The 13,868-nt window shown below is 28.6% G+C and carries 10 protein-coding genes; 7 read left to right on the forward strand and 3 right to left on the reverse strand.

Going from position 1 to position 13,868, the window contains the following annotated elements:
- Positions 1-127 precede the first annotated feature (127 nt).
- Both QEJ31_RS10280 and QEJ31_RS10285 read left to right on the forward strand, forming a co-directional pair.
- Positions 128-1,900, forward strand: a complete 1,773-nt coding sequence (locus QEJ31_RS10280; RefSeq protein WP_280589879.1) for a DUF2079 domain-containing protein — start codon at positions 128-130, stop codon at positions 1,898-1,900.
- 185 nt (positions 1,901-2,085) lie between these two features.
- The gene (locus tag QEJ31_RS10285) at positions 2,086-3,048 is read left to right on the forward strand and encodes a glycosyltransferase family 2 protein (RefSeq protein WP_280589880.1); all 963 of its coding nucleotides are present in this window, start codon (positions 2,086-2,088) and stop codon (positions 3,046-3,048) included.
- Between the two features lie 8 nt (positions 3,049-3,056).
- Here the strand turns inward: QEJ31_RS10285 and QEJ31_RS10290 are convergent, their stop codons facing one another.
- Together QEJ31_RS10290 and rny are read right to left on the reverse strand one after the other, a co-directional pair.
- Positions 3,057-3,992, reverse strand: coding sequence for a TIGR00282 family metallophosphoesterase (locus QEJ31_RS10290; RefSeq protein ID WP_280589882.1), 936 nt, complete (start codon positions 3,990-3,992; stop codon positions 3,057-3,059).
- A complete protein-coding gene (gene rny / locus QEJ31_RS10295) occupies positions 3,982-5,556 on the reverse strand; it encodes a ribonuclease Y (RefSeq protein ID WP_280589883.1) in 1,575 nt (524 codons plus the stop codon). Before rny ends, QEJ31_RS10290 begins: the two co-directional genes overlap by 11 nt.
- 530 nt (positions 5,557-6,086) lie before the next feature.
- On the opposite strand from rny, the gene QEJ31_RS10300 reads away from it, so the two are divergent.
- The 5 genes from QEJ31_RS10300 to QEJ31_RS10320 all read left to right on the forward strand — a co-directional run bounded on the left by QEJ31_RS10300 (position 6,087) and on the right by QEJ31_RS10320 (position 12,307).
- Positions 6,087-7,433, forward strand: coding sequence for a DUF4178 domain-containing protein (locus QEJ31_RS10300; RefSeq protein WP_280589884.1), 1,347 nt, complete (start codon positions 6,087-6,089; stop codon positions 7,431-7,433).
- A gap of 173 nt (positions 7,434-7,606) precedes the next feature.
- Complete coding sequence (locus QEJ31_RS10305; RefSeq protein ID WP_280589886.1) at positions 7,607-7,834, forward strand: DUF350 domain-containing protein; 228 nt, start codon at positions 7,607-7,609, stop codon at positions 7,832-7,834.
- Between the two features lie 9 nt (positions 7,835-7,843).
- The gene (locus QEJ31_RS10310; protein ID WP_280589888.1) at positions 7,844-9,340 is read left to right on the forward strand and encodes a polyamine aminopropyltransferase; all 1,497 of its coding nucleotides are present in this window, start codon (positions 7,844-7,846) and stop codon (positions 9,338-9,340) included.
- Positions 9,330-10,949, forward strand: coding sequence for an NAD(P)/FAD-dependent oxidoreductase (locus QEJ31_RS10315; RefSeq protein WP_280589889.1), 1,620 nt, complete (start codon positions 9,330-9,332; stop codon positions 10,947-10,949). The genes QEJ31_RS10310 and QEJ31_RS10315 overlap by 11 nt, the downstream gene beginning before the upstream one ends.
- Positions 10,950-11,308: 359 nt before the next feature.
- Positions 11,309-12,307, forward strand: a complete 999-nt coding sequence (locus tag QEJ31_RS10320) for a zinc-binding dehydrogenase (protein ID WP_280589891.1) — start codon at positions 11,309-11,311, stop codon at positions 12,305-12,307.
- A 119-nt stretch (positions 12,308-12,426) separates the two neighbouring features.
- Here the strand turns inward: QEJ31_RS10320 and QEJ31_RS10325 are convergent, their stop codons facing one another.
- Entirely contained in the window at positions 12,427-13,746 is a 1,320-nt protein-coding gene (locus QEJ31_RS10325) for a glycosyltransferase (protein ID WP_280589892.1), read from the reverse strand.
- Between the last annotated feature and the right edge of the window lie 122 nt (positions 13,747-13,868).

Here is a 13,868-nt window from a genome sequence, read left to right on the forward strand (position 1 = left end):
TTAGATATCCTATTTAAATAATAAAAAATTGTGTTAAATTGAATAAATCGGAATAATTTTGCATTTAATAAAGGCATTTCTGGTGAGATTCTTTTGGTTTGAGTTATTTTATGTAGGAGAGTCCTCCATGAGTAAAAATAAAGCTTTTAATTTAAATATTAGCAAGTTTTCGTCCTTTTTTAAATTTTCAATTGCTATAGTAGGAATACTAGTTATTTTTGCAATAGTTCCAAACTCTTTTGCTATATCTATTGTTGGAGCTGCTTTTAGTTTTTTCTGGCTCTTAACAAATAATAAAAAAATAACCTATTTTGAAAAATTAAGAGAACAAAGTTTCTTTAAATTTCTAACATTGTGGACTTGTTTAGTTGTTACTGCAGGTTGTATTCATGCATATTTAAGATACGTTTCTCCTGGATACGATTTATCTTGGTTTGCTCAGACAATTACTAATGCAACTATCGGGGACGGATTAAGAGTAACATCTGAAAGAGAAATAACTCACTTGGTGCAACACTGGGAACCAATTCTATTTACAGCAACTCCTTTAACTCTTCTTTTTAATGGTTCTATTTCCATTGTGCTTTGGCAGGGTTTAGCTTATATTGGTGGATCTATAGCTGCTTGGAAAATATCAAAATTTCTTTTTAATGATAGTAATCTAAAGTCCTTGAAATACCTTACTACAATTCTATTTTTGTTGGCCTGGTTAAATGTTAATCCCCTAATGTTTGATGCTCATCCACCGGTTTTTGGAACATTACTTATAATTCCTTGGATTTTTTATTGTATTATTACGAAAAAAAGTCCTTTTATTATTATTCTTCTTTCATTAATTTTAATGCAATGTGGCGAAATATTTTTTGCAATTGCTCCTGTTTTTATTATTTACTGTTTAATTCAAAATAAAGTTACTAAATTAAAAATAATGTTATCTTTAATTATCTTTTTTTCTGGATTTCTATTAGTAGGTGCATATCAGAGATATTTTGGACCATTTATAACAGGAGATCCTTTTTTTCCTTTTCAAAACCGATATTCTTCAATAGGTGGAGATGGTATTGGAATTTTAAAAACTTTTTTTACTGACCCTTTGCAAGTTATTTCAAAAATATTTACAATTAACAAACTAAAAACAATCTTAAAAATATTTATTTATTGTGGGCCGTTTGTTTTTTTTGCATTACTTTCACATAAATATAGAGTTATTGCAGTTTGTTTAATATTTGCGTGTTTACCCTATTTTATTCAAGCTGGTCTTTCTCCCAGTATGGAAACTAATGTGCATTATGTGTCTTCAATAGGTACCATATGGTGGTTACTTTCTGTCATAGGGATTTATTATCTTTTATATGAAACAAAAAGTAATAGTAAACTTCTTCCATTTAAAAAACTAATTTTTAATGAACAAAAACTTTTCCCTTTTTTTCTTATTTTATTTTTTCTTAATACTTCTGAATGGAGAAAAAGTTTACTTTATCCTTTTAGAGCCATTGTGGATAGAGATAATGTAAATAGTGAAGTAAGAAAGTATCTTACAAATATTCCAAGAGAAAAGGGAGTTATTTTTGTCGGATCAGAGTGGCTTTGTCCTCTGTCTGCTGATTATAGAAAATGGCTTTTGTGTGAAGGGATTGCAAATAAATTATTTCCAAAAATGCCGTTAGATGTTGTTGTTGCAAATAAACCAGATTTAATAAATTTTTATAATAATTTAGAACCTTCATTGAAAAATAGTATTATTGGAAATACTATACTAGCTTTAAATAATGATAACCCAGAGATTGTTGGATGGAAAAAAGTGGGAGAATATGCACAAAATTCAGAACCAAATACTAGTAAATTCAAAAATATTTTACATTTTACTATTTGGGAAAAGATAGATTCTATTGATAAGTAATACAATTTTTTTATAAAGTTTTTAGAAATATTCTCAATTTGATTAAATTTTTTTGCATTAAATTAAAGATTTAAAAAAAGGAGTTGAAGTTGAGTAAAAAGTTTGGAATTAGTAAATAAATCACTTAGTTGATTATTTGCTTTATTTTTGATCTTATTATCAATAATAATTTAAAAGGAGAATAAATGACTTTTGTTTCAATTGTTGTCCCATGCTATAATGAGGAATTGGTAATCAGGCATACCCATCAAAAAATATTAGAAACTATGTTAAAATTAGAGCATGAAAAAAAAGTTTCTTTTGAAATTGTATATGTTAATGATGGAAGTTCTGATAGTACTTTAACAATGTTACAAAATATTTATCAAGAGTCTTTAAACTCTCTAAATAAAGAAAATAAAGTGGTTATTATTTCTCTTGCGAAAAATTTTGGACACCAAGTAGCTCTTACCGCAGGGTTAAATTATGCAAAAGGAGCAGCTATTATTTCTATTGATGCTGATTTGCAAGATCCTCCAGAAATTATGGAAAAAATGTTAAATTATTTGGAACAAGGATTTGATGTAGTTTATGGGGTCAGAATCTCAAGAGAAGGAGAAACTTGGTTCAAACTCATTACAGCAAAATTATTTTATATTTTATTAAAAAAAATTACTAACTGTGACATACCTTTAAACTCTGGTGATTTTCGTCTTTTAAGTAGAAGAGCTGTTGATGTTTTTAATTCATTGCAAGAGAGAAATCGTTTTATCAGAGGATTGATTCCATGGATTGGATTAAAACAAACACCTATTTATTATGAGAGACATCCAAGATTTGCTGGGACAACAAAATATCCATTAAGAAAAATGATTAAGTTAGCGTTTGATGGATTTATTGGTTTTAGTCATTTTCCAATAAAATTTTCTTTTTACTTGGGATCAGTAACTGCTATTTTTTCTTTTTTATATGGAATTTATATTTTGCTTTATTCATATTTTAATGAATATGCTATCCGTGGATGGAAAAGTATAATGGTTACAATTTTATTTATAGGAGGAGTGCAATTAATTTCTATAGGTATATTAGGTGAATATATTGCCAGAATATACGATGAAGTAAAGAAAAGACCCCTTTTTATTATAGATGACAAAAATAGTAGATTTTAGAAAAAAATTTAAAGTGAATTTTTAAGAATACTACTAACCAACCAAGTTTCTTCTTCAAGACTTCTGCATTGAAGTCTATGGCAAGCAATTGTTTTATTTAATTTAGGACAAATTTCGACTAAAAATCCACAAAACCAAAGATCTTTTTCTGCCACTTCATAGGGTAACTTGAGTTGTGGATTAGTAAATTTACTTATAACTCTGCTTTTTTCCATTCCTATGACGCTGTCGTAAGGGCCTGTCATTCCAACATCGGTCAAAAAAGCTGTTCCATTTTCAGTAATTCTTTCATCACTTGTTGGCGTGTGTGTGTGAGTACCTATCAATGCTGCTAAAATACCATCATAATACCAAGCTATTGCTTGTTTTTCTGAGCTTGCTTCAGCATGAATATCCGCGATGACAATATGTGAACCAGAATTTACCTTATCTTGAAAATTATCTTTTTCATGTTTTAGAAATTCAAAAGGATCTTTATATTCTTCTTTCATAGCGAAATTACCCATTAAATTAATAATGTTTAAGGTTTTATTTCGCTTCTCAAGAAAAAACTGAGGTACTTTGTCGATATCACTTATTCCAATTAAATTTTGCGGTAGAATAAGATCATGATGTTTTTTTCTAAGAATATGTACATCAGATTTATCTTTCCAATGGTTTCCCATAGTAAAGGCATCTACGCCTGCAAGTTTCATTTCATCATATATTTTATGTGTTATTCCAAAACCACCAGCTAAATTTTCGCCATTAATAGTTATAAAATCTAATTGAATTGCTTGTTTTATTTCAGGCAATATTTTTTTTACTATCCTTCTCCCGCCTCGGCCTAGGACATCTCCAAGCATAAGGATTTTTATGCTTTGCTCTTGAGTCTTGGTTAAGTTAACTAAAGAAGGATAGAAGTTTTCGTGCGAAAAATGATTTACTATTATTTTACTTTGCAAGATGTGTTGCCCGCTGCTCTCTAATCATTGTTACTTTAATATTACTTGCTTGGTGAAGATCATTGCGTAGCTTTTTAGCGACACTTTTAGCTAATAAAGTTACTGCTTCATCATCCATAACAGTAGGAGAGACCATTGCTCTCACTTCCCGGCCAGACTTAATCACAAAAGCCTGTTCAACGCCATCAAATTCTTCAACGGTGGTTTCCATATCTTTTAAGCGATCGATAGCTTTTTCTAAAAACTCTTTCCGTGCACCTGGTCTAAAATTACTCAACATATTTGCTGTTTGAACTATGATGGTTATTGGATTTACACCATGTAAACTTTCACTGTGGTGTTTAGCTGCGGCTTCAATAACTTCTTGTGATTCTCCATATTTTTGCAAAAATAAAGCACCTACATGGGAATGACTGCCTTCTGCCTCTTCATCTAGACTTTTGCCAATGTCATGTAATAAAGCTGCTCTTTTTGCCAAGCGGACATTTAAATCGAGTTCTGCAGCAATAATGCCTGCTATTTGAGCTGTTTCAATAGAATGTTGGAGAACAGATTGTCCACCTGTTGATAGATATTTTAATTTTCCAAGCGCTTGTATTACTTCAGGATGTAATCCTGTAATCCCGCAATCAAAAGAGGAACGTTCACCAGCTTCACGAATCATTTGTTCGAATTCACTGCGAGTTTTTTGCACTACTTCTTCAATTCTTGCTGGATGGATACGCCCATCAGCAACTAAACGTTCGATAGCTGTTTTTGCAATTTCTCTTCTGATGGGATTAAAACAAGAAATGATAACTGCTTCAGGAGTATCATCGATGATAAGATCTACTCCAGTAGCCTGCTCTATTGTTCTGATATTCCTGCCTTCGCGGCCAATTATTCTTCCTTTCATATCATCAGTGGGTAAGCTTATTACTGATACAGTTGAGTCAGTTACAAACTCGTTAGCGATTCTTTGAATGGAAGTTGCTATGATTCCTCTGGCTCTCTCTTCAGCAATTTTTCGTGCTTCATCTTCTGCAGCACGAATTTCAGAACTAGCTGATTTTCGCACTTCGACTTCTATAGTTCTTTTTAATTGCTCACGCGCTTCTTCAAGCGATAATCTAGCAACGGACTCTAGTTTGTGTTTACTATCTTCTAAATTTTCTTCAGCTTTTTTTAATGCTACAGTGACTTTTTGTTCTTCAGTTTCTAGTAATTCATATTTTTGTTTTAAGTCTTTTTCTTTTTGGTCAAGCTGTTGTGCTTTTTTATCTAGGGTTTCTTCGCGTTTTTGAATGCGGGCTTCAATTTTTTTAATTTCAAGGTTTTTTTCACGCTGAATGCGCTCAAAGTCTCTTCCTTCGTTAATAGCAACATCTTTGGCTTCTTTTAAAGCCTTTTTTACAAGTTCTTCAGCTTGTTGTCTGGCTTCAGACAATCTTTTCTCAGCTTCTTCATGTTTTATCTTCAGTTCTCGCGCTAAAGCACGCATATTCATGGTATGCACACCTAAAAACGCAAGGGCTGCCACAGCTAGACCGATAGCTATGATCAATACATATTCCCAAGCACCCATTTTTAATTAACTCCAATTATCAATTAATTTGTTTTTCAAAACCCATCCCAAGTCCTTTTAAGGGCATAGATAGGAATTTACAGTTTTTGACCTTAGAACATCGTATAGATTTTTACCAGTAATAGGAATAATGTGAAACAGACTATTATTAAAAATAAATCTACTGAATTCAGTCTCCCAAGGGGGTCGAAAGCTTCCGTCAATCTCATGGCATTTACTAAATGCTTAAGTTTTAAACAATGTTGAAAGGAGAAGAAAAAGGAAAATATTTTTTTTAAAAATAAATTTCACTTGCTCAAACAATGAAAGAAATAATTTTACAATTAATTAAGATGATAAATTAATGATGAGTTTGAAAGAAATATTTGTTTAGCATATCTTGCATTTTCCTTTCTGTTAATTTACTAAGCTATTGTTTTATTTTTATTAATAAAAACTTTTATAAAAAAGAAGTTTTTTTACTACAACTTTATATTTAATTATTTGCGAATATTTAAGGCGAATTGGTGAAAAGTAGGAATAAGAGGTCTTTGAAAGAAAAAAGAGGAGTAGTAACTTGCTATAATTGTTTAGCTAATATTCCAACAAAAATAAGTACAAAAACTAAAAAATTAAAATGTGCCAAATGTATATCTAAAAATATTGTAAATAACAATTTAACTTTGGAAAACTCAGAAACGGTTTCTAATAGTCAAATTTCTAGATCTAAAGAAGATGAAATGAAAAATTCTGTTAAAGAACAACTAGAAAATGAAAGAAAAATTTCAATCAAAGAACAATTAATTCCTTTGGGAAGTTTAGTTACTATTAAAGATCATAAATGGGAAGTTTTAGGATATTTAGAAGTAGCTGAAAAGTTTGATGGTGAAGAGGACGTTTGGTGTGAATATTTACTAGAGAATAAAAGTTTAGGGTATCGTTGGCTAACTGAGTTTGATGGGCATTGGAATTTTATTTCTCCTTGTGAAAAGAAAGACATTAAGTTAATCCCTAATACTAAAAAATATTCTTTAAATAAAGTTCCAGTATATTTTGAAAGAGAATATCAACTTTTTCATATAGGAAAAGGGGTTATTAAATTTATCAATGGCAATTTTTTTTGGCCAGTTAAAATTGGTGATACTTTTGATTTTGAAGACTTCATATCACCTCCTTATGTTCTTACATGTGAAATAAATGGTAACGAAAAAAATTGGTTGCATGGTGAATATCTAAATAAAAAAGAAGTAAAAAAAATTTTACCTGCAAAAAAAATTTTACCTGCAAAAAAAATTCCTTATAGATTTGGTGTTTATCTTAACCAAGTAAATAAATATAGAGAAATAAGGAAAAAGTTAAAAAAGTTATGGTTTTTATTTTTAATTATTGTTACTTTTTTTCAGTTTTACTTTGTTTTGACAGCAAAAAATAAATTAATATTCGAACAATCTTTTGTGCATTTACCTAGGGTTAATGAAAAATCACAAATTTCTAAACAATTTGAACTAACAGATGGCGATAAAAATTTAGAACTTAAGTTAACCGCATATGTCAATGATAATTTTTTTGATATGAATGGGAAAATAATAAATGAAGAAAATGGTAAAATTTATAATTTTTATGATAGTATTTATTACAGTTCAGAAGAAGATTCTGGATCGCAAATTAATACATTAAATTTTTCATCTATTCCTAATGGAAAATATCGTTTCATATTAGAAGGCTCAACCGATGCTTTAACTGATATACCATGTAAAATAATGCTGTTAAGAGATGTCACAAATTGGTCAAATTATATATTGTCTATTATTTTTCTATCAATAATACCTTTAATTTTTCTTATATTAGAATTAAGATATGAAGAAAAAAGATGGAAAAATAGTAATTTTATCCCATAATTAGAGGAATAAAATGATAAAATATATTTACATAATATCGTCAATTTTTGTCTGCGGAAATTTTTTTCAAATATCTAATAAAGGAGAGATATTAATTAATACTTTATTACCATTGATTTATAATCCAACAAATTTTGGCAGTAGCGATCACCATCATAAATAAAGGTTTTAAAATGGAAACTATATTAGATTATATAAATTTGAAATATATTATTTCAGCAGTTGTTTTTTCACTTTTAGGTGTTATTATTTTAGCAATAGCATTTTATATTTTTGATAAATTAACACCAGGCAACTTATGGCATGAAATTGTGGTTAATAAAAATATTGCACTTGCCATTACAACGGCAGCTATGACTCTTGCAATTGCACAAATTATAGCATCAGCAATACATGGATAGTAAATAAAAATGATCTATGTATTGCTTTTTTCTGTATTTATTATTTCTACCTGTGGTCTTATTTATGAACTTATTGCAGGAGCTTTAGCCAGTTACTTGCTTGGAGACTCTATTACTCAGTTTTCAACTGTAATAGGTTCTTTTTTATTTTCAATGGGAATTGGTGCTTACTTATCAAAGCATGTTAATAAAAATTTAATATATACTTTTATCCTAGTTGAATTAATAATTGGAATGGTTGGAGGATTTTCTGCAACTATTTTATTTATTGCATTTGAGTATATCGTTCATTTTAGAATTTTACTTTACTTAATAGTAGGTATAATTGGTACATTTGTTGGGTTTGAAATTCCAATTTTAATGCGTATTTTACAAAATAACTTTGCCTTTAAAGATCTTGTAGCAAAGGTGTTTACCTTTGATTATGTTGGTGCATTAATAGCTTCTATTTTATTCCCACTTTTTTTAGTACCACATTTAGGTCTTATAAAAACAGCTCTTGTGTTTGGTATTATCAATGTTTTAATTGCAATTTGGGCCATCTTCATATTTAAAAATAAAATTTCCAATATAAGGACTTTGCAAGGAACAGCATTTTGTGTTTTAAGTATTTTAATAGTTGGAATTATTTTTTCTGATAAGCTAGTAGAAATTAGTGAAAAAGGAAACTATCAGGATAAAATTATATATTCAAAATCTTCAAAATATCAAAAAATTGTGTTAACAAAATCTACAAATGAATTTAAACTATATTTAAATCGCAATTTGCAGTTTAACTCGAAAGATGAATATAGATACCATGAATCACTAGTGCATATTGGACTTTCTAGTATAAACAATCCTAAAAATGTTCTTATTTTGGGAGGTGGTGATGGATTAGCTGTAAGAGAAATACTAAAGTATAATTCAATTGAAAAAATAACTTTAGTTGAATTAGATAGTGAAATTACAGAAATGTTTTCTAAAAACAATTTATTAACAAAGATTAATTCAAGATCTCTCCTTTCTGAAAAAGTGAATATTATAAATGCTGATGCTTTCGTATGGCTAAAAGAAAATAAAAAAAAATTTGATTTTATAGTAGTAGATTTCCCAGATCCAAGTAATTTTTCAATTGGAAAATTATACACAAATTCATTTTATAGATTACTTTATAATGCTATAGAAAATAATGGATTAGCTGTAATCCAAAGTACGTCACCTTATGTGGCTAAAAAAAGTTTTTGGTGTGTGAATAATACTTTAAGATCCGTTGGTTTTCTAACTTATCCATATCATGTTTATATCCCTTCATTCGGTGATTGGGGTTATATTTTAGTTGCAAAAAACAATTTTCAAGTCCTAAATCAATTTCCTAAAGATCTAAAATTTATTAACTATGAATTAGCAAAAACATTTTTTCATTTTCCGCAAGATAGCAAAGTTGAAGTAAATGAAATAAATAAATTAAATAACCAAATTTTAGTAAGATATTTTGAACAAGAATGGTCTGATTATGTCCAGTAACATTTCCTCTAGAAGAAAATTTATAAAAAAAATTGCCTTGGCTTCTGTTTTAACCGCTTCTAGCGGATATGCTTTGCGAAAAATTACGGCTCAAAAAAAAGAATTATCTATAACTGGTTCTATATTAGGAGCTAATGCAAAAATAGGCCATAAAGTAAATACAGAAATTAAAGATATTAAATTTTCAGCAGTCGAAAAAATAAGTACACTAATAATTGGTGGTGGAGTAGCAGGATTATCTGCTGGCTGGTGGTTAAAAAAAAATAATTACAAAGATTTTAAAATTTTAGAAATGAATGCAGAAGTTGGCGGTAATTCTTTTTATTCTGAAAATAATATTTCGAAATATCCTTGGGGTGCGCATTATTTAGTCATGCCAACAAATGAATCTATTTATCTAAAAATTTTATTAGAAGAAATGCGAGTTATTAAAGGGTATAAAAATTCTTTACCAATTTATGATGAATTTTCTTTATGCGCCGACCCACAGGAAAGATTGTTTTTCCAAGGAGAGTGGCAAGAAGGATTGTTACCTTATAAGGGTGTATCAGAATTAGATAAACAACAATATAAAGAATTTTTTACTCTAATAGAAAGATTAAAAAACCAAAAAGGAGCTGACAATAAACCGCTGTTTGCTATCCCAATAGATTATAGTTCCCAAGATAATGAATATTTAAATTTAGATCATATTTCCATGGCAGAATTTATGCACCAAAAAGGCTGGAATTCAAAAACATTAACTTGGTACATTAATTACTGCTGTCGGGACGATTTTGGAATGGGATATGAAAAAGTTTCTGCTTGGGCAGGGTTACATTACTTTGCTGCACGTAATGGGAGAGCTGCGAATGCAGAAGCAAATACAGTGCTTACTTGGCCTGAAGGTAATGGATTTTTGGTTAATTATCTTAAAAAGTATTCAACAGAAAGTATTGTAAACAATTGTTTTGTTACTTCTATCGAAAATTTTAAAGATTTTTGTAATGTTAATGTTTTTAATACGAAAGATAATACTTATATTCAATATCAAGCAAAGCAAGTAATATTTTGTGCGCCAAGATTTATTGCAAATAAAGTGATAAAAAATTATGAAAAAATGAATTTACCTGAAACCTCATCTTGGCTAATAGCAAATATAACTTTGCAGAATGTTCCAGCATCACTATCAACATCAATGGCTTGGGATAACGTCAGTTACTATAGCAATTCTTTAGGATATATTGTTGCAAATCATCAAAGTTTAAAAATTCCTAAAAATGATCTTGTGTTAACTTATTATTTACCACTCGACATTCTATCAGCGAAAGAAGAAAGAATGCTTGCTTTAAAACGCAACTATAATGACTGGCTTAATATTCTTTTATCAGATTTAAATAAAATGCATTCTGAAATTAAAAATTCCATTAAAAATGTTGATTTTTGGATTTGGGGGCATGGTATGGCAGCACCAGGGATTGGTTTTCTCTGGAGTGAGAAACGGAAAAAACTAATGGAACCATTTGGAAATATTGATTTTGCTCACTCTGAAATGAGTGGCATTTCATTATTTGAAGAAGCTCAATATAGAGGAATTGAAGCAGCTAAAAAAGTTTTACTTCGGGGATGAAGGAAAGGTGGGAGAAAGGTATGGTATTAGATATGATTAAATTATTAATTGATTTTGGAAATAGCCTTTAAAGCATGTTCTAAAAATAAATATTTTTTTACTAGACTTTAGTTACTTTTTTTATCACCATTTACTCAATAAATATCTATAAATTTTTAAAAATTATTCATTTTTTAATAAAATTGTAAGTTAAATTTATTTGACATTTTGTTTAGAAAAATAGTAATAGTTAAATGTAGATAATATTTTTAATTGTTTTTTATTAATAAAATATTTTTATAATATAGGAAGTTAAAATAAATTATAATTCTAATTGCAAAAGAAATTAGCATAAGAAATACTAGATAAGGAAAAGTCTTTTGAAAGCATATGAGATTAATAATTTTGGTGATGAAAATGTTTTTCAAAAAGTTGATATTGATATCCCCAAAATAAAAGATTATGAAGTTTTAGTTAAAGTTATAGCTACAAGTGTTAATCCAATTGATTATAAATTGCGTAGAGGTGATGCTCCAAATTTTGTAAAATTTCCAGCAATTTTACATGTCGACTTTTCAGGTGAAATTGTTGAAATTGGTACAAATGTAAGAAAAAATTTTCCTGAATATAAAATAGGTTTAAAAGTATATGGGTTAGCCGGAGGTATTTTAAATAAATCTGGAGCATTAGCTGAATATATAGCTGTTAATATTTTTCAAATTGATTTAGTACCAGAAAATATTAGTAGTATTCAAATCGCATCTGTGCCATTAGCTGCTTTAACAGCTTGGGAATGTATTTTAGATCGAATTAAATTGAAAAGAAATTCTAAAATATTAATTCATGGGGGTGCCGGAAGTGTAGGAAATTTTGCCATCCAATTTGCAAAAATGAAAAATGCTGTAGTTTACACAACTGTTAGTAGTAATGAAAAGTTAGAAATTGCTAAAAGAGCGGGTGCAGATTTTGTAATAAATTACAAGTTAAATTCTAAAGAAGAATATGTAAGAGAATATACAGATAATAATGGATTTGACTTTGTAATTGATACAGTTGGGCAAGAAAACTTTTATTCTGCAGTATACTGTACAAAATTCAAGGGACATATAGTATCAACTCTAGCTAGAAATTCATTTGATTTATTGGAATCATCATCTAAAGGATTAAACATTCATCTAGTAAATGTAATGATACCATTAATTAAAAATTTAAATTTAATTCAGCAAAACAATAATTTAAAAAAAATATCAAATTACTTAAAAAATAAAAAATTATTGCTTAATATAGACAAAAAAGTTTTTAATTTTAGTGAAGTTAGTCTTGCTCATAAATATGCAGAAAGTGGTAGTTCATTAGGAAAAGTTTGTATTAAATTTTGAATTATGAATTCAGGAAAATTATTGCATAGCAAAAAATATTAGTATTTATTAATTTTTTTTGTTATTTTAAATTTATGAAGATTAATTTTAATTTTTCGCTTGAAAAATGCACAGATAAATCAATTAACCTCTCTCTCAAATTTACTACTATGTGGAGTAGGTAGTTCGGAACTTTTGTGTGAGTGAGAGTAATATTTAATAAAGCGATGTCCAAGGGTATCAAAGAAAACAGCCCCTTTATATCCTAAAGCAGTTAATTCTTTTTCTAATTTTGCATCACTCATCTGACAATTAGCAAAGTAGAAATATTTTTCATCAAATATATCAGCTTTCAGCATGATAAATCTTTGTGCAAGAAGCATAGAGTTAATTATGATTGGATTTCTAGTATTAATTGCATTACCCAAATTTTGGGACATGTAGTCAGAAAAAACAGAATCCTCGGTTGGTAAATTTTTTGAATGTTTTTCATTCAGATAGTAATTATATACCTTATTTCTTTTTTGATATCTTTCAAGCATATCAAATAAAACAATATCAAAAAATAAAGCACCTTTGTTTCCTAAGATGGCGGAACATTCAGGTCTAACTGACATCTTTGCAGCTGAAAAATAATATGAATCATGGGATTGTGTATATATTGATGGTGTTGTTGAAAGATTAAGCTTTTGATTGGCAAAACTCGATGCAACTCTTCCGTGTTCAAGATTTGATAGAGCAAAGTATTCTTCATAAACAGAGCTATTCATATATGATTTTATAGCAATATATTTAGCGCCAAATTCAGGAATTTCACTTAAAGTTGAAATTTTTTCCGTAATTCTAGTATTCGTATCAACATATAAGCCACCATATAAAAGTAAAGCAATTAACCTTAATGCGTCGGTACTATAGGCGGTTTTCTTAAAGTAACCACTATTTTCACCATAAATCATTTGAATGATTTCATTTCGTTTGTTTATACTGAGATAGCTACAACTAGGCGTATTTTTAAATTCATTTAATAGATCACTTACGCTCTTTACAGTGAACTTAATGGGTGGAATAGTATTTTCTGACAGTATTTTTAGTGATCTATTTGTTATTTCAATTTTTTCTGCATCAACCCAAAATATTCCTTCTGCATTTAATTTTTTTAAATTAGATAAAAAGTAAAGTTGAATTTTTTTTGGTATTTCTTTGCCTAAATAAAACGTATGAACTAGTTTTTTGTTTAAAGAAACACCAGTAATATTTTTGAGATGTATAATATTATTATTTATTGTTCTTGCGGGATAAGATGTTTTACTTGCAAAACCAAGTGAACGACAGGTGGGGCAAATGTCACATGTATAAGAAATATTATTTTGAATAAATTCACTTTTCTTGTTGCAAATAATGCAATTAGTTTCAAAATACTTATGAGGATTTAAAATAGTTTTCTTTTTAAATAGACGCATCCTTGCTCTCCTATACTATTCTATAAATATTTAATGTTGCATATCATTTTGTCTGATATACTTCTTTTAAATATTTGGATTACATTAATTTATAAATTTTAATTGCACAACAACATTTTTTT

Origin of the sequence: Pigmentibacter sp. JX0631, from assembly GCF_029873255.1 — a bacterium.
Classification (GTDB): domain Bacteria; phylum Bdellovibrionota_B; class Oligoflexia; order Silvanigrellales; family Silvanigrellaceae; genus Silvanigrella.

Bases quoted from the DNA above. Each gene is read 5' to 3' on its own strand.
- QEJ31_RS10280 (WP_280589879.1), top strand. From the start codon at position 128: ATGAGTAAAAATAAAGCTTTTAATTTAAATATTAGCAAGTTTTCGTCC.
- QEJ31_RS10285 (WP_280589880.1), top strand. From the start codon at position 2,086: ATGACTTTTGTTTCAATTGTTGTCCCATGCTATAATGAGGAATTGGTA.
- rny (WP_280589883.1), bottom strand. From the start codon at position 5,556: ATGGGTGCTTGGGAATATGTATTGATCATAGCTATCGGTCTAGCTGTG.
- QEJ31_RS10305 (WP_280589886.1), top strand. From the start codon at position 7,607: ATGGAAACTATATTAGATTATATAAATTTGAAATATATTATTTCAGCA.
- QEJ31_RS10310 (WP_280589888.1), top strand. From the start codon at position 7,844: ATGATCTATGTATTGCTTTTTTCTGTATTTATTATTTCTACCTGTGGT.
- QEJ31_RS10315 (WP_280589889.1), top strand. From the start codon at position 9,330: ATGTCCAGTAACATTTCCTCTAGAAGAAAATTTATAAAAAAAATTGCC.
- QEJ31_RS10325 (WP_280589892.1), bottom strand. From the start codon at position 13,746: ATGCGTCTATTTAAAAAGAAAACTATTTTAAATCCTCATAAGTATTTT.